Origin of the sequence: Actinomadura decatromicini, from assembly GCF_008121305.1 — a bacterium.
Classification (GTDB): Bacteria; Actinomycetota; Actinomycetes; order Streptosporangiales; family Streptosporangiaceae; genus Spirillospora; species Spirillospora syzygii.
This window is the reverse complement of record NZ_VSRQ01000010.1, coordinates 244663-268883: the sequence shown is the minus strand read 5'-3', so window position 1 is coordinate 268883 and position 24221 is coordinate 244663. Positions and strand designations below refer to the sequence as shown.

General features: G+C 71.0%; 26 protein-coding genes and 1 tRNA gene. 12 read left to right on the top strand and 15 right to left on the bottom strand.

Going from position 1 to position 24221, the window contains the following annotated elements; all coding sequences use genetic code 11:
- Position 1: 1 nt before the first annotated feature.
- Both FXF68_RS37435 and FXF68_RS37430 read right to left on the bottom strand, forming a co-directional pair.
- Entirely contained in the window at positions 2 to 1183 is a 1182-nt protein-coding gene (locus tag FXF68_RS37435) for a hypothetical protein (RefSeq protein WP_148767550.1), read from the bottom strand.
- The gene (locus tag FXF68_RS37430; RefSeq protein ID WP_148767549.1) at positions 1170 to 2270 is read right to left on the bottom strand and encodes a hypothetical protein; all 1101 of its coding nucleotides are present in this window, start codon (positions 2268 to 2270) and stop codon (positions 1170 to 1172) included. Before FXF68_RS37430 ends, FXF68_RS37435 begins: the two co-directional genes overlap by 14 nt.
- Before the next feature lie 231 nt (positions 2271 to 2501).
- On the opposite strand from FXF68_RS37430, the gene FXF68_RS37425 reads away from it, so the two are divergent.
- From FXF68_RS37425 to FXF68_RS37415, 3 genes are all read left to right on the top strand, one after another.
- A complete protein-coding gene (locus FXF68_RS37425; protein ID WP_148767548.1) occupies positions 2502 to 2768 on the top strand; it encodes a hypothetical protein in 267 nt (88 codons plus the stop codon).
- Positions 2769 to 2848: 80 nt separating this feature from the next.
- Entirely contained in the window at positions 2849 to 3061 is a 213-nt protein-coding gene (locus tag FXF68_RS37420; RefSeq protein WP_148767547.1) for a hypothetical protein, read from the top strand.
- Between the two features lie 86 nt (positions 3062 to 3147).
- Positions 3148 to 3480, top strand: a complete 333-nt coding sequence (locus tag FXF68_RS37415) for a hypothetical protein (RefSeq protein ID WP_148767546.1) — start codon at positions 3148 to 3150, stop codon at positions 3478 to 3480.
- A gap of 418 nt (positions 3481 to 3898) precedes the next feature.
- On the opposite strand, the gene FXF68_RS37410 is transcribed toward FXF68_RS37415, so the two are convergent.
- Positions 3899 to 3971: transfer RNA gene (locus FXF68_RS37410), tRNA-Thr, on the bottom strand.
- Between the two features lie 124 nt (positions 3972 to 4095).
- Between FXF68_RS37410 and FXF68_RS37405 the strand changes: the two genes are divergently transcribed.
- From FXF68_RS37405 to FXF68_RS37395, 3 genes are read left to right on the top strand one after another with little or no spacing between them, the layout of a single operon-like run.
- Entirely contained in the window at positions 4096 to 4659 is a 564-nt protein-coding gene (locus FXF68_RS37405) for a dihydrofolate reductase family protein (protein WP_148767545.1), read from the top strand.
- Positions 4656 to 5003 carry a YciI family protein gene (locus FXF68_RS37400; RefSeq protein ID WP_148767544.1) on the top strand — a complete coding sequence of 116 codons (348 nt, stop codon included), beginning with the start codon at positions 4656 to 4658 and terminating at the stop codon, positions 5001 to 5003. Before FXF68_RS37405 ends, FXF68_RS37400 begins: the two co-directional genes overlap by 4 nt.
- Positions 5000 to 6178, top strand: coding sequence for an RNA polymerase sigma factor (locus FXF68_RS37395; RefSeq protein ID WP_148767604.1), 1179 nt, complete (start codon positions 5000 to 5002; stop codon positions 6176 to 6178). Before FXF68_RS37400 ends, FXF68_RS37395 begins: the two co-directional genes overlap by 4 nt.
- Here FXF68_RS37395 and FXF68_RS37390 read toward each other — a convergent pair.
- The 5 genes from FXF68_RS37390 to FXF68_RS37370 form a co-directional block, all read right to left on the bottom strand.
- Complete coding sequence (locus FXF68_RS37390) at positions 6162 to 7067, bottom strand: EamA family transporter (RefSeq protein ID WP_148767543.1); 906 nt, start codon at positions 7065 to 7067, stop codon at positions 6162 to 6164. The two genes, FXF68_RS37395 and FXF68_RS37390, sit on opposite strands and share 17 nt — an antisense overlap.
- 124 nt (positions 7068 to 7191) lie before the next feature.
- Positions 7192 to 8112 (bottom strand): 23S rRNA (guanosine(2251)-2'-O)-methyltransferase RlmB, encoded by a 921-nt coding sequence (gene rlmB / locus FXF68_RS37385; protein ID WP_148767542.1) that lies wholly within the window; start codon positions 8110 to 8112, stop codon positions 7192 to 7194.
- 154 nt (positions 8113 to 8266) lie between these two features.
- Entirely contained in the window at positions 8267 to 9664 is a 1398-nt protein-coding gene (gene cysS / locus FXF68_RS37380) for a cysteine--tRNA ligase (RefSeq protein WP_148767541.1), read from the bottom strand.
- Between the two features lie 124 nt (positions 9665 to 9788).
- A complete protein-coding gene (locus FXF68_RS37375) occupies positions 9789 to 10673 on the bottom strand; it encodes an alpha/beta fold hydrolase (RefSeq protein WP_148767540.1) in 885 nt (294 codons plus the stop codon).
- Positions 10674 to 10813: 140 nt separating this feature from the next.
- Positions 10814 to 11596 (bottom strand): DUF6585 family protein, encoded by a 783-nt coding sequence (locus FXF68_RS37370; protein WP_148767539.1) that lies wholly within the window; start codon positions 11594 to 11596, stop codon positions 10814 to 10816.
- A gap of 127 nt (positions 11597 to 11723) precedes the next feature.
- Here FXF68_RS37370 and FXF68_RS37365 point away from each other — a divergent pair, with 127 nt between their 5' ends.
- Genes FXF68_RS37365 through fahA form a run of 3 tightly spaced genes read left to right on the top strand, consistent with a single transcriptional unit; the run spans position 11724 to position 15107 of the window.
- Entirely contained in the window at positions 11724 to 12995 is a 1272-nt protein-coding gene (locus FXF68_RS37365; protein ID WP_187438311.1) for a DUF2637 domain-containing protein, read from the top strand.
- Positions 12996 to 13052: 57 nt separating this feature from the next.
- Positions 13053 to 13847 (top strand): hypothetical protein, encoded by a 795-nt coding sequence (locus FXF68_RS37360; protein WP_148767537.1) that lies wholly within the window; start codon positions 13053 to 13055, stop codon positions 13845 to 13847.
- Positions 13848 to 13877: 30 nt separating this feature from the next.
- On the top strand, positions 13878 to 15107 hold the full coding sequence (gene fahA / locus FXF68_RS37355; protein ID WP_148767536.1) for a fumarylacetoacetase: 1230 nt from the start codon (positions 13878 to 13880) through the stop codon (positions 15105 to 15107).
- Positions 15108 to 15371: 264 nt separating this feature from the next.
- Here the strand turns inward: fahA and ispF are convergent, their stop codons facing one another.
- The gene (ispF, locus tag FXF68_RS37350; protein ID WP_187438310.1) at positions 15372 to 15845 is read right to left on the bottom strand and encodes a 2-C-methyl-D-erythritol 2,4-cyclodiphosphate synthase; all 474 of its coding nucleotides are present in this window, start codon (positions 15843 to 15845) and stop codon (positions 15372 to 15374) included.
- Between the two features lie 34 nt (positions 15846 to 15879).
- Positions 15880 to 16362 carry a CarD family transcriptional regulator gene (locus FXF68_RS37345; protein ID WP_067459337.1) on the bottom strand — a complete coding sequence of 161 codons (483 nt, stop codon included), beginning with the start codon at positions 16360 to 16362 and terminating at the stop codon, positions 15880 to 15882.
- Positions 16363 to 16707: 345 nt separating this feature from the next.
- Between FXF68_RS37345 and FXF68_RS37340 the strand changes: the two genes are divergently transcribed.
- Entirely contained in the window at positions 16708 to 17481 is a 774-nt protein-coding gene (locus FXF68_RS37340) for a hypothetical protein (protein WP_148767534.1), read from the top strand.
- A 190-nt stretch (positions 17482 to 17671) separates the two neighbouring features.
- Positions 17672 to 18625 carry a hypothetical protein gene (locus FXF68_RS37335; protein WP_148767533.1) on the top strand — a complete coding sequence of 318 codons (954 nt, stop codon included), beginning with the start codon at positions 17672 to 17674 and terminating at the stop codon, positions 18623 to 18625.
- A 76-nt stretch (positions 18626 to 18701) separates the two neighbouring features.
- Here the strand turns inward: FXF68_RS37335 and FXF68_RS37330 are convergent, their stop codons facing one another.
- Both FXF68_RS37330 and FXF68_RS37325 read right to left on the bottom strand, forming a co-directional pair.
- Positions 18702 to 19373, bottom strand: coding sequence for a winged helix-turn-helix domain-containing protein (locus FXF68_RS37330; protein WP_483902920.1), 672 nt, complete (start codon positions 19371 to 19373; stop codon positions 18702 to 18704).
- A gap of 5 nt (positions 19374 to 19378) precedes the next feature.
- Positions 19379 to 20641 (bottom strand): sensor histidine kinase, encoded by a 1263-nt coding sequence (locus tag FXF68_RS37325; RefSeq protein WP_148767532.1) that lies wholly within the window; start codon positions 20639 to 20641, stop codon positions 19379 to 19381.
- A gap of 234 nt (positions 20642 to 20875) precedes the next feature.
- On the opposite strand from FXF68_RS37325, the gene phoU reads away from it, so the two are divergent.
- Positions 20876 to 21535 (top strand): phosphate signaling complex protein PhoU, encoded by a 660-nt coding sequence (phoU, locus tag FXF68_RS37320; RefSeq protein ID WP_148355857.1) that lies wholly within the window; start codon positions 20876 to 20878, stop codon positions 21533 to 21535.
- Between the two features lie 315 nt (positions 21536 to 21850).
- On the opposite strand, the gene FXF68_RS37315 is transcribed toward phoU, so the two are convergent.
- The 3 genes from FXF68_RS37315 to FXF68_RS37305 all read right to left on the bottom strand — a co-directional run bounded on the left by FXF68_RS37315 (position 21851) and on the right by FXF68_RS37305 (position 24141).
- Positions 21851 to 22240, bottom strand: a complete 390-nt coding sequence (locus FXF68_RS37315; RefSeq protein WP_067898811.1) for a hypothetical protein — start codon at positions 22238 to 22240, stop codon at positions 21851 to 21853.
- The gene (locus FXF68_RS37310; protein ID WP_067898808.1) at positions 22237 to 22476 is read right to left on the bottom strand and encodes a ribbon-helix-helix domain-containing protein; all 240 of its coding nucleotides are present in this window, start codon (positions 22474 to 22476) and stop codon (positions 22237 to 22239) included. Before FXF68_RS37310 ends, FXF68_RS37315 begins: the two co-directional genes overlap by 4 nt.
- Positions 22477 to 22899: 423 nt before the next feature.
- A complete protein-coding gene (locus FXF68_RS37305) occupies positions 22900 to 24141 on the bottom strand; it encodes a glycosyltransferase 87 family protein (RefSeq protein ID WP_148767531.1) in 1242 nt (413 codons plus the stop codon).
- Positions 24142 to 24221: the final 80 nt, after the last annotated feature.

The following is a 24221-nucleotide window of genomic DNA, read 5'->3' as shown; positions in this document are numbered from 1 at the left end:
TTCAGGGAATTGGAGGCTTCCGTAGACGAACAGGGCCTCCGGGTCCACCGATAGGCGGTCCTGCTGGCCAGAGGGCCGCGAGTTCGGTTGGGGTGAGTGGGGCTCGGTATGCGGCATGGAGAACCTCCCGGGACACCTTAACGTCGGCCTCGGCGAGGGCCGCGAACCAGTCGAGCCCTGCCGGATAGGACCACATGTAGCTGCGGTGTTGGGGGTTGGTGCCACGGTCGGCGAGGTATCCGGCAACGGTCTTGTCGGTCCACCAGGGCACGGCGGTTTTGACGTAGTCGGCGCAGTCGATGGCCGGTATGCCCTCGTTGAGCGCTCGGTGGACCTGGGCGAGGACGAGTTGGGTGTAGTGGGCGAGTCGGATGCGGGCGATGAGCACCTTGTCATCGGGGAGCAGGAAAAGCGGCCATGCCTGGGCGAGACCTTCGAGCATGACTTGCTGGGGGGCGTGGACGCTGAGTAGGCGTATCCACGGAACGTCTTGGGCGGCGGCTGCCGCGGTGAGGCTCGCGCTTTGGAGGCCGTGGCCGAGTACCTCGTGTAGGGCGAATTGGCGGGCGCCCGCTTGGGTGAACTCGACGTTGGGGAGGTTGAGGCGCAGGCGGACGTCTTGCCCGGCTCCGTCCAGCCAGTACGCCCAGTAGGCGTCTACGTCGGCGGTCTTGATGGTCAGCGTGTAGGGCGCGGTGCTGCCGGTGGCTTCGCGGACGGCGGGCTCTAGTTCTTCGGCGGCCTGGCGGATGGCGTCCGGGGCTTCGCTGACGTCTAGGACGCCTTCGGCTTGGCGGAGGTCGGTGTTGGTGTGGGCGCTCCAGGTGATGCCGAGGTCGGCGAGGGCGGTGCGGGCCTGTTCGGCGCGGTTCGCTAGGTACTGCTCGGGCCATCCGGCGGTGCCGCATCCCTGGGTTGCGGTGACGTAGTCGCTGAGCGGGCGGTGTTCGCCGAGGAGGGCTCCGAGGTAGGCCAGATCTGCGTCAAGGCGGGTCGCCAGTGGGCCGGTTGCGGCGGCCCGGAGTTCGGCAAGCTTGCGGTAGGCCGTGAGCCGGTCGGGGGCCGGCGCCGGGGCCGGGCCGCCAGGGTGACAGTCGAAGTCGATGATCGGTGCTTCACCGCGGTTGACCTCGTGGGCGTCCCACGCTCGGAGAACCGTTTCTGTCTCGTCACGCAGACTCATGTGGGACGTCCCATCGCAGAGTGATGGCCTGGTTCGGGCGAAGGTAGTTGCGGGTCAATGTCATCACGACGTCGTCGCCTTCGTAGTCCCACACGAGGTCATCCTCGGCGGAGTTCTCTGAGCCGTCTGGGTGCTCTTCGGACGCGGTACAGCGCAAGAGCTGCCCGGCGCCACGGTGGCGGACACGTAGCGTGTAGTGGCGCAGGTATCGCGGGATGGCTTGGCGCCAGTAGTGGTCTTCGACGAATTGTCCGCCGCTGACCGTGAATGCGATCGTGGTCGATTCTCCGGGTTGGATCGGCGGGGAGATCTGACATGCGAACTTCGACAGGTTCGCGGTGTCGTGAATGCGCTGGATCATGATGCGCCGTTCGGAGTCGGCGTTCGGGACGATCGTGAGGCGCTCCTCGGTGTTCTCGAACCAGACTTCCCGGGCAAGCCTGGTCATCGGCTTGTCGCTGAGGTTGAGCAACTGATGCCGGTAGATCAGTTGCGACCATCCGTCTTGGCCGATGTCTAGGTCTGCCGTCATCGACAGCTCAACGATGTTGCCGGAGAGGGCCGCCAGCTGGGTCGTCTCCTCCTCGTCCAGGCGCAGTACCTGCTGCAGCTCCAACAGGCGTCGGCCGAGCTTCCGCGCCTCATCGCTGACGCCCTCGACGGTGTTGACCAGCGCGGGCGCGACCGTGGCGGGCGGTGTCCTCGCCGTCCCCCATTCCACTTCCCCGGCCGGTGTCTGAAGCCTCTGATCAATGGCGGTGAGAAGGTCCTTGGCCTGCGCCGGAGCGTCCACGGAGATGGCCGCGGGCCCCTGGGGCGGCGGCTGCTCGTCGGTGACGCGCTCGAACAGTTGCTCCGCCGTCCAACCAGGGAACATCTTCTCCAGGACGCGGCAATGGTCGGCGTAGGGAAGCCCCTTCAGCTCGCCCGACATCCATCGGTGGAGCTGGGCGCGACTCGGGGCTTGGCCGACCAACACGGGATCGACCTTGCGGGCCGCCTCGTCATATTCGGCCACGAATGTCCGGTGCGTCTGCCAATGACGTTCCTGGATCAGAGCCTTTAGCCGCACTGATGAAGTGGTCATCTTCGCCCTTCCGACAGGCCGAAGTTAGCACGAGACGCGACACAGACGAGACGAGACGAGTACAAGGCGCACGAGAAGCGTCACGCTCGGTATCGCGACGCGACATGTCTCCCCGCGAAAGTCGTAGGTGTGATCGACAACGGGACCGACGAAACGGCGAGGGCGGGCCAGTTCCCTCGCTCCGGATCACCGGCCCCGTTCCCACCAAAGGGCGAACCTATGGAAACGACGATGTCGCTAGAGCTGGAGCTGCTCTCTGAGCTGCGAGGCGCACTCACTGAGCACGAGATCCAATCCGAGGTGAAGGAGGACGTTGCAGGGCTCGCCGTGCACACCGACGCACCCGGCGTCTACCTCTGGATCTTCGTCAGCTTCACCGGCCGGTTCTTCTCCTGGGCCCGAGGCAACCACCAGCACCCGGTGAACGACATGCCTGGTGCCGCGCGCCGCATCGCCACCCACGTCCAGGGCCTGCACGTGCTGGGGGACAGCGAGTGATGGCCGACGCGGCCTGAGAGGAGCAAGTCCGAATGAAGACTCCGGCGATGGAAAGGCGCGTCCAGGCTGAGGAGCGTGCAATGCGTGGGCTTCGGGAGGAGTTCACCGGTCACCGGATCTGGCGGGCCCTGCGGTCGGACGGCAGCTCCGGCGAATGGGTGGCGACGCTGCATGACCCGGCTGCCGGGGTTGATGCGACGGTGATCTGCCGGGGCTCGGAGGAGTTGCGGGCGGCGCTGGTGCACGAGCGGCAGCGGGCGGCGGGGCGTTCGGTCGAGAAGAGGGCTTGGTGATGGTGGTGTGGACTCCCCCACTGTCACCTCATAGGGCCGCCTCACAGGAGGAGGCGGTCCAAGGGGAGGCTGAAGCGGCGTGGTGGGTGCTTGTCCCCCCGGCTGCACCCGCTGCGCTGCCTCGGCCCCTCACCGCACGCCGCCGCCTCAACCGGCTCGGCTGGGCGCTGCGGCGTCAGGGCTGGGTCGCCGAACGCCGCTATGCCGAAGCGGTCCCGCTGCTGCGGGTCCACTCCCCGGACATGCCGTTTGTCGGTGAGAGCGTCTGCGTGGTCGGCGGGGACGGCGGGTGGTGGTTCCGGTTCAGTACCGGGACGCTGCTCGCGCCCTGCTCGCGGATGGATCTGGCGGTGTGGCAGGTCACGGCGCTGCTGGCCGCCGCAGGGCTCGGCGGCAAGGCCGTCCCACTGGACGAATGACCTGCGATGGATGCCCGGGCCGCTGCCGCTGTGGAGGAGGTCAGCCAGCGGTTCGGGGTCCCGTGCTGGGTCGGGCTCCACACCGGTAGCTATTGGGCGTTGGTGCTCGGTAGCCACGGGTGGCGGCTGGTAGAGGCGATCACGGTTCGAGAGCTGGCCACGGCCATCACGCACCCCGACGGGTGGCCGTGGCCTTGAACACCGCGCGGCAGGGCAAACGGGAGAGCCAGAGGTCAACTGCCGCGCGGCCTTCGCCACTTTGATCAGGTCCGCGACGGTGGGCGGAAGAGAACGAGCAGTTCGCCGGAGCGGCGCCCATCATCGTGGACAGGATCGACGGCGCGGCGCAGACGCCGCTGTTAGCAAACCCGTTAGCGAAAGGGCCCCTTCCGGGAGCGGAAGGGGCCTTTGACCTGGGAGCCGGCGAGGGGACTTGAACCCCTAACCTTCTGTTTACAAGACAGATGCTCTGCCGATTGAGCTACGCCGGCCTGGTCGTCCACGCATCGTAGTCGAACTGGTGGGGGGTCGGGGGGACGGTTTTTCCGGGGCGGTGTCGATCCGGGTGGGCGGCGTTCGTATAGGGGGTGAGGGCCGTCGTCTGGAGGAGGAGCCGTGGGGAAGATCGTCGTGGTGGAGCATCTGTCGCTGGACGGGGTCATGCAGGCGCCCGCCCTGCCCGATGAGGACGTCAGGGGCGGCTTCGCGCACGGTGGGTGGGCCGTTCCGGGGAACGACGAGGTCATGGGCTCGGAGATGGGGAAGGGCATGGGGCGGGACGGGGGCATCCTGCTCGGGCGGCGGACGTACCTGGGCCTCCACGCCTACTGGCCCCACCAGAAGGACAACCCGTACACGGACGCGCTGAACCGGGCCCGGAAGTACGTGGTGACGACGACGATGCGGGAACTGCCCTGGGAGAACTCGGTGCTCGTCGAGGACGTCGGCGGTGTGGAACGCATCGAGGAGGATCTGACGGTTATCGGGAGCGGTGTCCTCGTGCGGGAGCTGATGCGGCGGGGGCTCGTCGACGAGTGGCTGCTGATGATCCATCCGCGGGTGCTCGGGACGGGGCAGCGGCTGTTCGAGGAAGTCGCCGTCGACATGCGGCTCGTCGGGTCGGTGGTCACGACGACGGGGGTCGTGATCGCGACATACCGGAAGAGGGAGGAAGCATGAAACTGTACGCGCTCAACATGATCCAGCCCGTGGGCGAGCGTCCGCCGCCGGAGGTGCTGGACAAGGTGATGGCGGACCTCGCGGTGATCCGGCGCGACCTGGAGTCGCAGGAGGCGTGGGTGTTCGGGCGGGGCCTGCACGATCCCGACGCGAGCACGGTGGTGCGGTTGCGGGGCGAGGAGGTGGTCGCGACCGACGGGCCCTGGACGGAGGGCAAGGAGCACATCGGCGGGATCATCATCATCAAGGCCGCCGACCTCGACGCGGCGCTGAAGGTCGCGGCCAGGTACGCCGAGAAGACGGGGCTTCCGATGGAGGTGCGGCCGTTCCAGGGCGAGGCCTGATCGAACAGGTCTTCCGGGAGGAGCACGGGCGCGCGGTGGCCGTGCTGGTCCGGGTGTTCGGCGACGTCGACGTGGCCGAGGAGGCGGTGCAGGACGCCTTCGCGGAGGCGGTCAGGCGGTGGCCGGTGGACGGCCCGCCCCCGGCGCCCGCCGGATGGATCATCACGACGGCGCGGAACAAGGCGATCGACCGGCTGCGCCGGGAGGCCGCGCGGGACGGCAAACACGCCCAGGCGGCGCTGGTCGGCGTGGCGGAACCGGTGGAGGAGGGCGCCGTGCGGGACGACCGGCTGCGACTGATCTTCACCTGCTGCCATCCGGCGCTGGCGCTCCAGGCGCGGGTGGCGCTGACGCTGCGGCTGCTCGGCGGGCTGACGACGGCGGAGATCGCGCGGGCGTTCCTGGTGCCGGAGCCGACGATGGCGCAGCGGCTGGTGCGCGCGAAGGGCAAGATCCGGGACGCGCGCATCCCGTACCGCGTGCCGGACGATGCCGATCTGCCGGAGCGCCTGTCCGGAGTGCTGGCGGTCATCTACCTGGTGTTCAACCAGGGATACGGCGGGCGCGACGACCTCGCCGCGGAGGCGATCAGGCTCGGCCGGGTCCTGGTGGAGCTGATGCCGGACGAGCCGGAGGCCCTCGGCCTGCTGGCCCTGATGCTGCTGATCGAGTCGCGCAAGCCCGCGAGGATGCGGGACGGGCGGCTCGTCCTCCTCCCCGACCAGGACCGCCGCCTCTGGGACGAAGACCTGGTGCGCGAGGGGCAGGCGCTTGTCCGGCAGTGTCTGAGGCGGAACCGGCCGGGGCCGTACCAGATCCAGGCGGCGGTCAACGCCGTGCACAGCGACGCCGCGCGGCCGGAGGACACGCAGTGGGAGCAGATCGTCCAGCTCTATGACCAGCTCATGGCCATCGCGCCGACTCCGGTCGCGGCGCTGAACAGGGCCGTCGCGGTGGCCGAGGTCGAAGGGCCCGAGCCCGCGCTCGCCCTCGTGGACGGGCTCGACCTCGGCGCCTACTACCTGTTCCACGCCGTCCGCGCGGATCTGCTGCGCAGGCTGGGCCGGGACGCGGAGGCCGCCGCGTCCTACGACGCGGCCATCGAGCGCACGGACAACGAGGCCGAGCTGGCGTTCCTGAGGGAGCGGCGGCGGGGCGTCACGTCCGGCGGTTGAGGGTCTGGCCGGCGACGAGCGCGCCGAGCGCGATGGTGAAGCCGACGATCTGGAGCGGCGTGAGCGTCTGCCCGAGGACGACGAGCCCGGCGACGGTGGCGACCATCGGGTTGGTGAGGCCGAGCAGGGAGACGGACGTGGGCGGCAGCCGGTCGATCCCGCGGAACCACAGCGCGTACGCGACGGCGGTGCCGACGATCCCGAGGTAGCCGAAGCCGAGGACGTTCTCCCCGGTCACCGACGACGGCACGCCCTCGAAGGCGAGCGTCAGCGGGGCGAGGGCGAGGCCGCCGACGGTGAGCTGCCAGCCGGTCATGACGAGCGGCGACTCGGGACGCCCATCCGCCGACTCGGGACGGCCCCACTTCTTGGCCAGCACGATCGCGGTGGCCATCAGGGACGTCGCGGTGAGCATGGCGCCGATGCCGAGCGGGTCGAGCCGGGCGTCGGCGCTGAGCGTCAGCAGGGCGACGCCGCCGGTCCCGGCGACCGCCGAGTACAGCACGGCGCGGGCGGGCCGCACCCGCAGCACGCCGATCGACAGCAGCGCGACGACCAGCGGCTGGACGGAGCCGATCGTCGAGGCGACCCCGCCGGGCAGCCGGTACGCGGCGAAGAAGATCAGCGGGAAGAAGGCCCCGAAGTTCAGCATGCCGAGGACGACCGACTTCCACCACCAGTCGCCGCGCGGCAGGCGGCGGGTGGCGGCGAGCAGGACGAGCCCGGCGGGCAGCGCGCGGAGCGTGGCGGCGAGCAGCGGACGGCCGTCCGGGAGCAGCGTCGTCGTGACGACGTAGGTGGTGCCCCAGCTCGCGGGCGCGAAGGCGGCCAGGGCGATGTCGGCCGCGTAGCGGGGGCGGACCCCCTGCGGCGCCGCGATGGCGGTCATCTGGCTCACCCCTCAGGTCATTACCTCAACATTGAGATAACAACATGAGGAGTAAACCCACGTCAACTATCTGAACGTTAAGATTGTCGGTAGTGAGCAACGTCACCGCGCGCACCCGCGGCGCTCACCGCGAGCGCAGGCGGCTGACCTCGTACAGCGCGATCCCGGCGGCGACGCCCGCGTTCAGCGACTCGGCCGCGCCCGGCATCGGGATCGTGACGAGCAGGTCGCAGGTCTCGCCGACGAGCCGTCCGAGGCCCTTGCCCTCCGAGCCGACGACCAGCACGAACGGCCCGGACGCGACCTCCAGGTCGGCGACCGCGACGCCGCCGCCCGCGTCCAGCCCGGCGACGAAGCAGCCCGCCTTCTGGTACGCCTTGAGCTGCCGCGTGAGGTTCGTGGCCTGCGCGACGGGCACGGTCGCGAGCGTCCCCGCCGACGACTTCCACGTCCCGGCGGTGACCCCGGCGGCGCGCCGCTCGGGGACGACGACGCCCGCCGCGCCGAACGCGGCCGCGGACCGGACGATCGCGCCGAGGTTGCGCGGGTCGGTGATCCCGTCGACGGCGACGATCAGCGGCGCGGGCCCGGTGAGCAGGTCGTCGGGGTGCGCGTACCGGTACGGCTTGACCTGCAGCGCGATGCCCTGGTGGACGGCGCCGTCCGTCATCCGGTCGAGCTCGTTCTTGCCGGTCTCCAGCAGCGCGACGCCCCGGTCGGCGGCGAGCTGGATCGACTCGCGGACCCGCTCGTCCGAGCTGGACGACGCGTAGAACAGCGTGCTCCCCGGCACCCCGGCGCGCAGCGCCTCGACGACCGGGTTGCGCCCGGTGACCAGCTCGGGGACCTCGCCGTTCGCGCGCCGCGCCCCGGCCGGGCGGCGGGCGCGCTCGGGGGCCTCGGCGGGCTTGTCGCGCCCGCCCGGGCCGAGCGTCGGGGTGCCGGTGCGGCGGGAGCTCTTCACGGCGCGGGCCTTCTGGCGCTTGGCGTGCCAGTGCCGGTCCTGGGCCTTCGGAGTCGGTCCCTTGCCCTTGTTCTTGGCCATGGTCGATTCGCCCCTAGCGACGGTGGTGGTTCGCCCGTCGACGTGGCTGCCCGGGCGGCTGGGATCTCGGCGGGACGGCTGCGCACCCCCGCGAACACCCGATTTTATCCGCCGCGCGGGCCCCGCCGTCCCGCGCGCCGGGCCCGCGCGGGCGTCAGTCGCGCTTGAGCTCCCAGCGGGGGCCCTGCGGGGTGTCCTCGACGACGATCCCCGCCTCGGACAGGCCGTCGCGGATCGCGTCGGCGGCGGCGTAGTCCTTCCGGGCGCGGGCCGCCTGCCGCTGCTCCAGCGCGACGGCGACGAGCGCGTCCACGACGGGGCGCAGGTCGTCCTCGCCGGACCGGGCCCACTGCGGCGACAGCGGGTCGAGCCCGAGGACGCCGGCCATCGCCCGGACGGCGCCGAGCCGCTCCCGCACCGCGTCGCGGTCGCCGGACGCGAGGGCGCTGTTCCCGTCCCGGACGGCCTCGTGCAGCACCGCCAGCGCGTGCGGCACGCCGAGGTCGTCGTCGAGCGCGGCGGCGAACCCGGCCGGCACCGGCGACGCCGGCGCGACCGCGCCGACGACCTCCGTCGCGCGCGTGACGAACCCCTCGATCCGCTGGTAGGCGGAGACGGCCTCGGCGAGCGCCGAGTCGCTGTAGTCCATCAGCGAGCGGTAGTGCGCCGACACCAGGTAGTACCGGACCTCGACCGGACGCGCCTTGTCGAGCAGGTCGGGCAGCAGCACGACGTTGCCGACGGACTTGCTCATCTTCTCGCCGTCGACGGTGAGGAGCCCGTTGTGCAGCCAGTAGCGGGCGAACCCGTCGCCCGCCGCCCGGGACTGCGCGATCTCGTTCTCGTGGTGCGGGAAGATCAGGTCGACGCCGCCGCCGTGGATGTCGAACACGGGACCGAGGTACTTGGTCGCCATCGCCGAGCACTCCAGGTGCCAGCCGGGGCGGCCGTCCCCCCACGGCGTCTCCCAGGACGGCTCGCCGGGCTTCGCGCCCTTCCACAGCGCGAAGTCGCGGGCGTCGCGCTTGCAGTCCTCGTTGACGGTGTCGCCCGTCGACCGCATGTTCTCCAGCCGCTGGTTCGACAGCTCGCCGTAGTGGTCGGCCCACGACTTCACGTCGAAGTACACGTCGCCGCCCGCCGGGTAGGCGTGCCCCTTGTCGATCAGCCGCCGGATCAGCGCGATCATCTCCGGGACGTGCCCGGTGGCGCGCGGCTCGATCGTCGGGGGCAGGCAGCCGAGCAGGTCGTAGCCCTGGGAGAAGACCCGCTGGTTGCCCTCGGCGACCGCGAACCACGGCACGCCCCGCTCCGCCGCCACCGCGAGGATCTTGTCGTCGATGTCGGTGACGTTGCGCGCGAACGTCACCTCGTAGCCGGACGCGCGCAGCCAGCGCAGCAGCACGTCGTAGATCACGCCGGAGCGCAGATGGCCGATGTGCGGGGACGCCTGCGGAGTAGCGCCGCACACGTACATCCCCACGCGGCCCTCTTCCAGGGGCTCGAACGCGCGGACGCTACGGGTGCCGGTGTCGTAAAGGCGCAGACTCACGAAACCAGGTTATTGGATGGGCGGACGGCCGCGCGTCGTATCGCGTGCCATCCCATATGCCAAATGGTCATAAGGTTCTACGCGCCCTCCAGGTCAGGAGGCCCTTCCCGCGCGGGCCTTTGTGTCAGGACCCGGAGAACGCGGCGTCCAGCCTGGTGGCGAACTCGTCCGCGGACATGCCGAAGCCGCCGTGGCCGCCGGGATAGGTCTCGACCGGCGTCCCGAGCCGTTCGGCCAGCGCGTACGCGGACCGGTGCGGCGGCTCGCCCGCCGACTCCTCCCCCGCGACCAGCACGATCGGGACGGACGACCCGCGCAGCCCGTCGACGTCCGGCGTCCAGCGCCCGAACGGCGGGACCTCGTAGCCGATGAAGAAGTCGGTGTTCTTCTCCAGCCGCGCGAACATCTCCTGCATCTCGGGCGACGGCGGCTCGGCGCCGCCCCCGGAACCGCCGGAATCCTGGTCGCCGGAATCCTCGCCGCCGGAGTCTTCGTCGCCGGAGTCCTCGCCGCCGCCCATGCCCATCGCCGCGCCGAACAGGCCCATCGCGGCGCCGGCGCCGCCGTCCGCGTACGCGCGTTCCACGTCCGCCATGACGGACTCCCAGTGCGCGGCGTCCGGCAGCAGGGAGAGCAGCGGCGGCTCGTGCGCGACAAGCACGCGGACTTGCTCCGGGTGCCGCTCGGCCAGCGCGAGCCCGATCTGCGCGCCGGAGCTGTTGCCGAACACGTACGCGGGCGCGTGCGGCGAGACCTCGGCGAGGAGCCGGGACGCGTCGTCCGCGTGCTCCTCGATGCGCTGCGGCACCGGCGGCCCGGTGAGCGGGCTGCGCGAGTTGCCGCGCCGGTCGTAGGTCACCACCGTGTACCGGTCGGCGAGCTGCCCGGCGAGCCCGGCGTAGGCCGCCGCGTCGTAGATCCCGCCGCAGATCAGCAGCGCGACGGGCCCGGACCCGCGGACCTCGTAGTGCAGGCTCGCGCCCGGAACGTCAAGAGTGCGCACTTCCATTGGATTTCCTCTCAGGTTCCCGCCGGTTCGTTTCCGTCGGGTCGGTTCCGCCGGTTCGGGTTTCCACCGGTTCGGTTTCCGTCGGTCATGAAGGGATCGGAGCCGCGGACGGGTTCTCGACATACCCCCCGGAAAATTCTTCAAGAAGGTTTGGCGAGGTCTCTGACCTGGTGACACAGGGCGGTGAACGCCAGCGCGTCCGGCATCTGGGCGGCCATCGTCATCAGGTCTGGGCCCTTGCGGGCGTGCACGGTGACCAGGCCGTTGTCGACGGCGACGTCGTCGACGGCGTCCCAGGGGAGGCGGTCGCCCTCCTTCTCGACGCCGTCCAGGTCGACGTCGAACGGGCCCAGCCGGACGGTCTCGCCCGCCTTCACCGCCGCCAGCAGCCGCGGGACGATCCGCGCCGTCACCTCGGCGGCGACCGCCGCGCCGAGCGTCCGCACCTCGGGGAGGTCGTCGCCGAGGCGCAGGACGCGGCCGTCGTCCGCGACGAGGGTGAAGCTCCAGCGGGTCGGTGAGCCCGGCTCGGGCTTCACCCCGGCCACGGTGACGGACACCAGTTCGTCCCACGTGTACCGGGCCTCGTCGCGGCGGCGGACGACGGAGAGGCCGCCGGTGTGGAGGACCACAGCCCGTCCGCCGAGGCGCGGACGGTCGCGTCCCGCGACCCAGCCGACGGCCGCCGCGTAGCCCATGGCCAGCAGCAGCGCCGGGACGCCGACCCACCACACCCTGTCGCGCAGGTAGACGATCGCTGCCGGGACCAGCGCCAGGGACGCCGCGCAGAGCAGCCCGAGCCAGGCCCACCTGCGGCGCGCCGCGGCCCGGCCGTCGAACGTCCGGACCGGCTCGCCCAGCCGATCCCCCGGAATCGCTGCCTCCTCGCATGGTCGCCGTCGTGCGTACGGGCGGTCGTCCATACGTTACGTCTCAGTGCATATCGCGCGCACGGCAAAGTGATCGTCCGGAATGGGCGGGTCTCGCGGTGCGGGCTGGCTAATCTCGCCTCAGGACCCTCATCAGGCGACCCATCCCGGAACGAGAGACATGCCAACAGATCCCACCCGGCCGTCCTTCACCCCCGCGCAGCGCCGGGTGCTCACCGCCGTCGCGGGCCTGGTCGTCGCCGCGCTGGCGGGCGCCGCGTTCGCGCTGACCTACGACGTGCTCCGCGACCTCGCCCGGCTCGGCGGCGTCGGCCGCCGCTGGGCGCCGCTCTACCCGGCGATCGCGGACACCCTCACCGCGCTGACGATCCTGTCCCTCGTGATCACCCGGAACGCCCGCTGGTGGACGCGGCTGCCCCGGTGGGTGCTGCTTCTCCTCCTGCTGGGTGGGGGCGCGGCGATCTCCGTCCAGGACTCGCTGCGCGGCCTCGACGACCTGTCCCGCGACCCCGTCCGCGCGGGCGTCGCGGTCGCGCCGCACGTCATGCTGGTGATCGCGGTGTGGCTGTGGCTGACGATGTTCAAGCAGATCCGGGTGGGACGTCCGGCCGCCGACGAGACGCCGCCGGTCGAGCCGCAGCGCGGCCACGTCAAGGTCCTGGAACCGGCTTCGCCTGAGCCCCTGGCCCTGGAAGCCGGAACCGGAACCGGCTCTGCCGACTCTGTGGAGCGGGAGGAGCAGGTGGAGCGTGCGCCGGAGCTCTTCCGGGACGAGCGCGACTCGCTCATCCCGTTCGCCCCTGAGGCACCGGCTCCGCGGGCGGAGACCGAGAGGGACAACGCCTTCGAGCGCGAGATCTTCGAGGACGTGGAGGACGACGCCGAGGAGGAGGGGTCGGAGCCGGTCTTCAAGCCGCGCTTCACCTCCGGTCGAGAGGCGTCGTCCGGGCAGAGTTTGTCGTCCGAGCCTGGCCTCACGTTCGAGCGGGGGCTGCCGTTCGAGCGGGGTCTTTCGCTTGAGCCCGGGCCGTCGCTTGAGCCCGGGCCGTCGCTTGAGTCGGGCGTCCCGTCCGAGGAGGGGCCGCCGCCGCTGGACTCGCTGCCGGAGCCGCGGTCGCCGATCGACGCGCCCGGCGCGGCCGAGGCGCCCGCCGCGCCCGCCCTGCTGCCGACGGACGTCGAGCTGGTCCGCGGCCGAGACCGCGTCGAGCGGGAGGAGCGTCCGGCCGCGGCGACGACGCGTCCCGACATCCCGATGCCCGGGCGGCGTCCGGCCGAGGAGGACGAGCACGACGATCCCCCGGCCGACCGCGCCGAGGACCCGGACGCCGACGCCCCGCAACCCGCCGACGCCCCGGAACCCGCCGACGATGACTGGAACCCGCCGCCGTCGAGCAACTTCCGCAGCGGCCCCGTCCCGCCGGCGGGCTGAGGCGCGCGAACCCGGCCGCGCGCGGTGAGGTCCCCGGCGGCCGGGTAGTCATGGGTCATGAGCGCCCTACTCGCTCGGCTGATCGACGACGCCGCGCTCTTCCCACCGGAGCCCGTCCCGCCGGGGCGTGTTCGGGAGGAGGGCGTCCCGCTGGACGAGGCGCTCCCGACCTACCGCCGCGTGGCCCGGCATCCTGCGGCCGGACGGTTCCTGTGCCCGGCGTCGCGGTTCGCCGGGTTGCGGGCGCGGCTCGTCCCGGAAGACCTGCTCGACCTCGGCCTGGTCGCCGACAGCGGGATCGAGGATCTGTCCGCGACGCTGGACGCCGCGTGGAGCGAGCCGCGCGTCCGCGTCTCGTCGCTGCGGATCCCGCTCCCCGGCGACGCGGACCAGGCGCGGGCCGCCGCCGTGACGATCGCCCGGCTCCCGTCCGACGCGCCCGCGCACATCGAGGTGCGGCCGTCGCCCGGCTGGCGGGACGCGCTCGACCGCGTCGCCGCGGCCCGTGACCGGGGAGCCCCGCTGGGCGCCGCCTTCCGGACGTCCGGCGCGGTGGAGGGGCTGGCCGCGTTCATCTCGGCCTGCGCGGATCGCGACCTGCCGTTCGTCCTGGCGGGCGGCCGGGACGGCCCAGGCCCCTTGAACGCCCTACTGGCCGCCGCCGTGGCGGGAGTTGGAGCAGGGGATGTCCGGGACGCCCTCTCCCGCACCGACCCCGGAGATGTGATCACCGATCTTCTGACGCTGGGCGAGGACGAGGCGGAGGGGGCGCGGCGTCTGCTTTCCGCCTACGGGACGCCCGAGATCGAGGCCGCGCTGTCGGCTCTTCGCCCGATGTCCATCACCGGATGAAAGGGGAACGGTGGGGGAAGAAATAGCGGCATGACGACCGATTCGTGGGTTCCGGGTAGTGCGGACGGCGGGTTCGGCATCGAGAATCTGCCGTACGGGGTGTTCTCCCGTCCGGGTGAGCTGCCTCGCGTGGGGGTGGCCATCGGCGGGTTCGTCCTGGACCTGGCCTCGTTGTCCGCCGCCGGGCTTGTGGACGACCGCCGGTGCTTCGCGTCCGGCTCGCTGAACGCCTTCATGGTGGCGGGACGTCCCGTCTGGGAGGCCAACCGGGCGCGGCTCGTCGAACTGCTCACCGACGAGGGATTCCGCGAGCGGGTGGAGCCGCACCTTATTCCCGTCGCGGACGTGTCGCTGCTCCGGCCCTTCGAGGTCGCGGACTATGTCGACTTCTTCTCGTCCGAGCACCACGCGAGGAACACGGGACGGATCCTGCGCCCGCGGAGCGAGCCGCTGCCGTCCAACTGGAAGCGGCTGCCGGTCGCCTACCACGGGCGTGCGGGGACCGTGTATCCGTCCGGGACGCCGATCATCCGGCCGTCCGGGCAGCGCCGGACGCCGGGCGAGCCGGAGCCGACGTACGGCCCGTCGACGCGGCTCGACTTCGAGGCGGAGGTCGGGTTCGTGGCGGGTGTGCCGTCCGTTCCGGGGCGGGGTGTCCCGGTCGGCGCGTTCCGCGAGCATGTGTTCGGGTTCGTCCTGGTGAACGACTGGAGCGCGCGCGACGTGCAGATGTGGGAGTCGCAGCCGCTGGGCCCGTTCCTCGGCAAGTCGTTCGCGACGTCGATCTCCTCGTGGGTGGTGCCGGTCGCGGCGCTGGAGCCCGCGCGGGTGACGCCGCCCGTCCAGGACCCGGAGCCCCTGCCATATCTGCGCTGCGCCGAGCCGTGGGGCCTTGACCTGCATCTGGAGGTCCTGATCAACGGCCAGGTGGTGGCGCGCCCGCGGTTCGCGGACATGTACTGGACGTCGCCGCAGCAACTGGCCCACGCGACGGTCAACGGCGCTCCGCTGCGCACCGGGGACCTGTTCGCGTCCGGGACGGTCTCCGGCCCGGACCGCGACCAGCGCGGCTGCCTGCTGGAACTGACCTCGAACGGCGACGAGCCCCTGGAACTCCCGGACGGCACGAAACGCACGTACCTGGAGGACGGCGACACGGTGACCCTCCGCGCCCAGGCCCCGGGCGCGTCAGGCTCCCGAATCACCCTGGGCGAAGTGACAGGCACGGTCTACCCAGCGCAACCCCCAGAGCCCCCCTGAGCACGCCCTCCCGGCGCTGGAAAAGCATGCCCCTCCCGGCGCTGGAAAAGCATGCCCCTCCCGGCGCTGGAAAAGCATGCCCCTCCCGCCCGGGGGCGGACCGGCTACCACCATCGTCAAACGCCCAGGCACCGGACGACAATGAGCTGCGAGATTGTGGATAACCGGCCGCGCTATGCACCCCAGGCACATGGCCCCAGACGCGTAGGCCCTAGGCACGCTGCGCCCAGGCAGGCGGGCGCAGGCAGGCGCAAGCAGGTGGGCTTAGGTAGGTGGGGGGAGGACGAGGGCGGTGGCTATTGCGGCCAGGCCCTCGCCGCGGCCCGTCAGGCCCAGGCCGTCTGTCGTGGTGGCGGTGACGGTGACCAGGGCCCCGCCCAGCGCCTCGGAGAGGGTCTTCTCCGCCTCGCCGCGCCGCTTGGAGATCTTGGGACGGTTCCCCACCACCTGAATGGCGACGTTCCCGATGGTGAACCCGGCCTCATGGACGAGCCGCGCCACCTCACGCAGCAACGCGACACCGGACGCGCCCGACCAGCGCGGGTCGGTCGTCCCGAAGACGGCGCCGAGGTCGCCGAGCCCGCAGGCCGACAGCAGCGCGTCGCAGGCGGCGTGCGCCGCGACGTCGCCGTCGGAGTGCCCGGCGAGGCCGTGGCCCTCACCGGGCCATTCGAGCCCGCCCACCCACAGCGGACGCGGCTCGGACGAGAACGGGTGGACGTCGGTACCGACGCCCACCCGTGGAAGCCGTGCGCTCAACCCATCCGGCCGTTCAGCTGGCCAGGACCTCGTCGAGCAGGGCCTCTGCCTTGTCCTCGTTGGTCTTCTCGGCGAGCGCGAGCTCGCTGACCAGGATCTGCCGCGCCTTGGCGAGCATGCGCTTCTCGCCGGCGGACAGTCCGCGTTCCTTGTCTCGCCGCCACAGGTCGCGGACGACCTCGGCGACCTTGTTCACATCACCGGAGGCGAGCTTCTCCAGATTCGCCTTGTACCGGCGGGACCAGTTGGTGGGTTCCTCGGTGTAGGGTGCGCGAAGCACCTCGAACACCTTCTCCAGACCCTCCTGGCCGACGACGTCACGGACACCCACGTCCTCGACGTTCTCGACCGGGACCTGCACTGTCAGGTCGCCCTTGTCGACCTTCAAGACCAGATAGGTCTTTTCCTCACCTTTGATGGTGCGAGTCTCGATGGCCTCGATCCGAGCAGCCCCATGGTGGGGGTAGACGACGGTGTCGCCGACCTGGAAAGTCATGTGACAAGTACCCCTTCCGCTAGAACCAGGGTACCACGTAAACCAGCGTGGCTGAACCGGCCTTCCAGACAAATGCCCAGGTCAAGCCGCATATTGGGGTATTGACAAAGCCCTTTAATGGTGCATCCTCGTCCAGTTCCCCGTACTCAGGGTAGCCGAAGAACCACGTGGATCGCGCCGGATCGTCATTACCGGTAACCGGCCCTGGTTACAAGCATCCCCCACCGGGCGATGCGGAAGCATCCCATACTGGAGGTGAACAGGCCGGGTAGTGCGGGTACGAAGCGCCCGGAAGGGGCCGAATGGGACGGCTCAGCCGACGAGTGGCCAGGACGGAGGTGCGGAGTGAGGCCGGACGGCGACGACCCGGACCCCGATGACTACGGGCTGCCCCGCGTTGACGTCGTGGTGCCCGATGACGCCCGCGAGCTCGACCGCGACGTGGTCGCCTACCATCGCGAGGAGCGCCGGCGCCGCCGCCGGGCCCGGATCCGCCGGTTCGGCGGCCCGCTGACGAGGTTCGGCGTCGCCGTCCCGATCATCGCGGGCGCGCTGCTGGTGGCGCTGCTCAGCGGCGTCCTGATGACCGCGTTCGGGCCCCGTCCCGCGCCCCGTCCGACCGGCGCGCAGCTCGCGCCGCGCCCGTCCGCGAGCCCCGGCCGGATCGGCGGCCTGCTGCCCGCGGGCTCCGTCGACCTCGTGGCCGGCGAGCACTCCCCCATGTCCCTGCGCGACCTGCGTCCCGGTGTGATCGGCATCGTCCCGCCCGGGTACGAGTGCGAGAGCGTCGTGGCCGAACTCGCCGCCCGGACGCAGGAGAGCGTCCTGAACTTCTGGCTCGTCGCCGATCCGCGTCCCGTCGCGGAAAAGAAGGGGACGCCGCTGAAGGAGCTGAAGGCGTGCGCGGGCACCGCCCACAACGGGACGCCGCAGATCCTCGAAGACCGCTCGGGCGTGCTCGCGGGCGCCTACGCCCCGCCGCGCGGCATGCCGGGGCTGCCCGGGACGGGGATGACCGCCGTCTTCGTCCAGCCGGACGGAGTGGTCAACGAGGTCGTCCAAGCCCCGCGGCCCGGCCCCGAGCTCAACGAGAAGGTCCAGTCGCTGAAATCGGGCTGACGCCCCCCGCGCGGGTCCCCCCGCGTGGTCGGCTGCGGGGGAGGGAAAAATGGCGTGTCGGGTACCCCAAAGCGGTGCTTCCCGTCGGGCCTCGCTACGCTTCCTCTGGCGTCCCTGACGCCGCTCTCACAACTTTCGTGCCATTCTCGAGGCCACGCCTTGGCAGAACATTCGCGAGGAGACCGACGCCGTGATCCGTAACAGCCGTCGAATGGTCACGCTGGCCGTCGCTGGCGCCGTCGCCATCGCGCCGGTGATCACCGGTTGCGGCGCCGGCGAGGAGCCCCAGTCCGCGTCCCCGACGCAGCTCACGGACGGCGTGAACGTCTCCGTCCCGCTGGACAAGCCGGCGGCGCCGCAGATCGCCCTGCGCAACATGTTCGTGCTGGGCCCGCGTCCCGGCCAGCCGATCGCCCCCGGCCTGTCGCTGCCGCTCTACGGCGTGATGATCAACCAGGTGAAGGGCCGGCCGGACCGCCTCGTCTCGGTCAGCTCCCCGCAGTTCGGCGGGCCCGCGCAGATCGACGGCGGCGGCATCGCGCTGCCGGGCGCGGCCGCGGACGGGACGGGCGCGCTCGTCAAGCTGCTCGGCAAGCCCACGGCGACCCCGAGCCCGACGCCGCCGTCCCGGAAGAAGCAGAAGGGGCAGCCGGGCGGCGCCGCGACGGGCCGGCCGAGCGGCCAGCCCACCGGCACGCCCACCGCGTCCGGGACGCCCGGCACGCCCGGCGCGACGCCTGAGCCCACGGGGCCCGGCTCCACGTCCGAGCCAACGGCCAGCCCGACGGGCAACACGGCCCCGCCGCAGCAGACCGTGCCGCCCGCGCCCGGCGGCGGCGACCAGCCGCTCGTGGTGCTGCCGAGCCTGCGGCAGGAGCTGCTCGCCGGGTCGACCGTCCTTGTGCGGATGCAGTTCGAGAAGGCGGGCGGCGTCGACTTCCAGGTGCCGATCATCCCGCAGCAGGACGACTTCGCGACCTTCCCGCTGCCCACCCCGGCCGGCCAGGCCCCGGGATCGGCCACGCCCGGCGCCCCGCAGACGCCTGGAAGCGGCAGCCCGTCGCCGACCGCGAGCACCGAGCCGGGCCAGCCGGGCACGTCCGCGTCCCCGACGGCCTCGGAGTCGCCCGGCGCCGGTCACTGACCCGTCCCGCCAGGCTCTCAAGCGCCTACGACAGAACGGCCCGTCCAGCCGCTGGACGGGCCGTTCCGCCTATCCGTCAGGGCTCGAACTTGTAACCCAGGCCGCGGACGGTGACGATGTACCGCGGCGTCGACGGCACTTCCTCGATCTTGGCGCGGAGCCGCTTGATGTGCACGTCCAGCGTCTTCGTGTCGCCCACGTAGTCGGCGCCCCAGACGCGGTCGATCAACTGCATGCGGGTCAGGACGCGGCCCGCGTTGCGGAGCAGCACCTCCAGCAGCTCGAACTCCTTGAGCGGAAGCTGGACGGGGTCGCCGCCGACGCTGACGACGTGCCGCTCGACGTCCATCCGGACCGGTCCAGCCTCGAGCGTCGCCGGGGCCAGTTCCTCGACCTCGCCCTGGCGCCGCAGGACGGCCCGCATCCGCGCGATCAGCTCGCGGGTGGAGAACGGCTTGGTGACGTAGTCGTCCGCGCCGAGCTCAAGGCCGACGACCTTGTCGACCTCGCTGTCCTTGGCGGTCAGCATGATGACGGGGACGCTGGACTTGGCGCGCAGCTCCCGGCACACCTCGGTGCCCGGCAGGCCGGGGAGCATCAGATCGAGCAGCACGAGGTCGGCACCGTTGCGCTCGAAGATGTCCAGCGCGTCGGGACCGGTGGCCGCGACGGCCACCTCGAAGCCCTCTTTGCGCAGGTTGTACGAAAGTGCGTCGCTGAACGACTCTTCGTCTTCCACGACGAGCACGCGGGTCACGGTGTTCCCTCCCGGGCGGTGTTCTCGATGTTCTTACCCGCGTCCGCGTCAACTTGTGCGTCCGCGTTGTTCTTGGCCGTGTCCTTGTTCGCCGCGGTGATGCCGGCGGGGGGACGATGCGGGGCGTCGAGCAGCGGCAGCCGGATCGTGAACGTCGACCCGTGCCCCTCCTTGCTCCACACGGTCACGTCGCCGCCGTGCTTGCTGGTGACGTGCTTGACTATGGCGAGGCCGAGGCCGGTGCCGCCGGTCTGGCGGGAGCGGGCCGGGTCGACGCGGTAGAAGCGCTCGAAGATCCGCTCCACCTCGCCGTCCGGGATGCCGATCCCCTGGTCGGTCACGTTGACCTCCACGTGGCCGTCGTCGCGCCGCTTGGTCGCGACGACGACGCGGGTGTGCTCGGGGCTGTAGGCGACGGCGTTGTCGACCAGGTTGCGCAGCGCGGTGACCAGCAGTTCCTGGTCGCCGCGGACGCGCAGGCCGTCCTCGCCGCCGACGGTGAGCTCGATGTCCTTCGAGGACGCTCTGGTCTGGCAGCGTTCCATCGCCTCGGCCATCACGTCGTCCAGCGTGACGGGCCGCAGCGCGGGCAGGGGCTCGTCGCCCTGCACGCGCGACAGCGTCATCAGGTCCTGGACGAGGTTGGTCAGCCGGACCGACTCGTACTGCATCCGTCCCGCGAACCGGCGGACGGCCTCGGGGTCGTCGGCCGCGCCCTCGACCGTCTCGGCCAGCAGCGACAGCGCGCCGACCGGTGTCTTCAGCTCGTGGCTGACGTTAGCGACGAAGTCGCGGCGGATCGCCTCGGTGCGGTGCATGTCCGTCAGGTCCTCGGCGAGGACGAGGACGAGCCCGTGCGAGCCGAGCGGCGCGACCCGGACGGCGAACCAGCGGCCGTCCGCGCGGCTGCGCGACCCGCTCGGCGCGACCTGGATCTCCGTCTCCCGGATCTCGCCGTCCCGGCGGACGAGCCGGGCCATCGCGAGCACCTCGTCCACGACCAGGCGATCGCCACTGACCAGTCCGAACGCGCGGGCGGCCGAGCTGGCGCGGAGCACGCGGTCCTCGCCGTCCACGACCACGGCCGACGACCGGAGCACGCTGAGGACGGACGCCACGCCCGGCGGCAGACCGCCGGACGGCGTCGAGGGCACCGGCGCCTGCTGGGCTCGTTCGCTCACTCTCACCGCCAATCCGCTGGCGAGCCCGATCGCGAGCCCGGCAAGCCCGGTGAGGCTTGCGACAATCTCGACCTCCACACCACGGATCGTAAGCGGCGTCCGGACCCATCCCACCCGGAGGCCCTGGTCACAGCGATCCCGTTCGCCGAAAGTTCACCTCCATATCCGGTCCGGTTCACGGCGGCACGGCAGGCTGTGGCGTGGGCGAGTACGCCCGGACCACCGGAAACACGTCCGGTTCGCCCCGATTTGCCACTTACTACGCCCCGCCCGCCCCCGCGGCCCCCGGCCGCACACCGAAGGACTGCTGACTTGCGCGACGCCTACCACGAGGAACTCGACTCCCTCAGCGACCGCCTGGTCGAGATGACCCGGCTCGTCCGCTCCGCGATGTCCCGCGCCGTGACCGCCCTCCTGGACGCCGACCTCCGGCTGTCCGAGGAGGTCATCAGCGGCGACGAGCACGTCAACAAGATCGACGCGGACATCGAGGCGACGGTCTTCGACCTCATGGCCCGCCAGCAGCCCGTCGCGGGCGACCTGCGCACGCTGATCACCGCGCTGCGGATGAGCGGCGACCTGGAGCGCATGGGCGACCTCGCCGTGCACATCGCGAAGACCGCCCGCCGCCGGCACCCGGAGTCGGCCGTGCCGCCCGAGCTGCAGGCGACCGTCCTGGAGATGGGCCAGATCGCCGAACGCATGATCGCCAAGACGGGCAGTGTGATCGCGTCCCAGGACGTCGAGATGGGCCTCGAACTCGACGCCGACGACGACCAGATGGACCGCCTGCACCGCCGTCTCTTCGACATCCTCCTCTCCCCCAAGTGGAAGCACGGCGTCGAGCCCGCCGTCGACATCACCCTGGCCGGCCGGTACTTCGAACGCTTCGCCGACCACGCCGTCCACGTGGCGGAAAACGTCGTCTACCTGGTAACCGGCCAACGCCCCGAAGAAATCACGGACGCCTAACCCTCCAACCCACCCCCAGTCGGCGGGGTCTCCGTGAACGCGCAAAACGCCCTCACGTCCTTGCCTCGCCGAAACAGGCCAAGGCACCGATCACCGCGATCAGAACGGACACTGCAGCCCACAAGCCCCGACCCGAGGCGCTCTCAGCTCACGGGCTTGTCCGGTTGCCTTGACAGCTCTGGTGGCCTTGTCAGCTCTGGCCGGTGCGGCTACGGGCTCTCCCCGGACGGCACGGGCTCTGGCCGGTGCGGCTGCGGCGCTTTGCCCAGTGCGTTAGGGGATTCGCTCGGGTGCGTTAGGGACTTGTCGGGTGCGTTAGGGGATTTGCTCGACGCGGACGCCGGGGACGGCCGCGTACTGGCCGGGCTCCGCGGTGACCAGCGGCCAGCGCCGCCACCGCGCGGACCAGGCGGCCTGCGCCGCGTCCATGCCGAGGTTCGGGATCGTGGTGACGAGGAGCCCGGTTTGCTGGGCGATGACGTCGTCCAGGTCGTCCACGTGCACGACCTGCATGCCGGGGAGCCGCTCCAGCACCGCACGCCCGTGATCGGGGACGAGTTGCCAGGCACGCGCCAGTGCGGTGGCGGGGATGACGATCGTGGCATGCTGCGCGATCGAGGCACGCAGCCTGGCTCGGACGTAGACGGTCTTCCCGGTGGCGAGATCGAGGAGTGCGGTCGCGTCGAAGACGTGACCGGTGATCACGCGACGTCCCGGCGGTTCGGCGTGCCGCCTTCAACCAGCCGGTCGACCATCGCCTGCTCGTCGGGACTCGGCGGGCCGAACAGGTCGTCGATCGTCGACTCGTCCCGCAGGTACGCCAGCTTGAGGCGTGCGCCGTCCGCGAGGAAGCCGGACACAGAGGCGATCTTCTTGTCCTCCGCGAGCCCCTGCAACGTGGCGGCAAGCTCGTCCGGCAGCGTGATGTTGAGTCTCGCCATGGGCGCCACAATACACACTGAAGGCCGTCCCAGTGTGTATAGCCTTCCCTTCCGCATCTCCGTCTCGGACACCCTCGTCATCCGCGCGTGGACGCTCCCATCCCTGCCATCGTCATCCACCGACACGGCTCCCGCCCGGAGGACTCCGCGCCCGGCACGCGTGCCCGATCCCCAGATCAGAGGCGGGCACGGCCCTCGCAAAGCTCATGAGAAACCCCTGGCAGTCGTCGTCTAGCCCACCGTTGCGTCCGAGCCCCATCGCCCAGACCGACCTCCAAATCAAGCCCACGACCACGCACCGGGCCAAGCTCCAGGCCAGGCTTCGAGCCAGGCACAGGAAGCCCCCTCCAGAGCGAGCCCGCGGCGTAGCTCTGGCACCAGCCCACGGCCGGGCTCCGGGCGAGGGCGAGGCTGCTGGCGGACTCACGGCCGGGCTCCAAGGCTGGCCTGCGGCTGGACTCCCTGTCGAGGGGCTAGGGCGAGTGCATGGTCAGGCTGCGGGTCGAACTCGCGGTCGGGCTTCGGGATGAGGTCGCGGGTGGGCTCGCGGGCTGGAGGGTGGGTGGTGGGCTCGTTGGGGGGTGGTCGGTGGAGGCGGACGGCCGTGTAGGAGAGGAAGAACAGGCCGGCGATCAGGTAGCAGTTGGCGACCGGTGTCAGCAGGTTGATCCCGTACTCGCGCGGGTCGCCGTTGTGGGGCGTCCACCACATGGGGGCGAGCGCGAACAGGACGTAGCCGCACGCCGCTATGACACGATCGCCGTTCCGGATCAGCACCGCCAGGGCGGGGAGAATCCACACCCAGTGATGCGCCCAGGAAATGGGGGAGACCAGCAAGCCGGTCACACCCGTGATGGCCGTGGCGGTCAGCCAGTCGCCTCGCTTCACCCAGACGACAGCGAGCGCGAGCCCGACAATGCCGATCGTCAATGGAATCGCGGCATACCAATCCCCTACTTCGGCGGTGCCTCGCAGAATTCGGTTGAGCGTTCCGTTCGGCGACTGGTTACTGATGTATGTGACGCCTACTCGGGACGTGTCATAAAAGGTGTGCAACCAGTAGAGGCGGGACGCATCCGGGGCTATGGCGTAGGCGAGAAGGGTGCAGACGGCGAATGTTCCGGTGGCGGTGAACGCGTCCCTGGTGCGTCGCGTGACCAGGAGCAGGACGACGAAGATGGCCGGCGTCAGCTTGATCGCGGTTGCGATGCCGATGCCGATTCCGGCGGAACGTCCCTGCGCTACACGGTGCATGTCGGCGAGAACGAGCGCGAGTAGGAGCAGGTTGACCTGGCCCTGGAAGAACGAATGCCAGACCGGCGCGAGGAGCAGGCCTGCGGCCACGACGGCCTTCAGGGGCGCGCTCCTGCCGGACAGCCTCACCGTCAACGCGCACGCCCATACGAACGCCGCCAGCGAGCCGAGCTGCCACAGCAGTCTGGCGACCGTGAGCGGGATGGCGGCCATCGGCGTGAACAGCGCGGCCATGAAAGGCGTGTTGGTGTACCAATGTGCGGCGATCTGCTCCTCGTACAGGCGCGCGTCGTCCATTACCACGTGCCCGCCGAGCCAATAGATGCGGAAGTCCAGGGAATCGTAGGCGAGGGAGAACACGACGACTCCCAAAACCTCGATCGCCAGGACCAACGTCAGCCAACGCTTCATGCCGGACAACGCTGGCCGCGGTCGATGCCCCGCCGCATTGGGCTACGGGCTACATCTGCGAACGGCGGGCGGATGTAGCC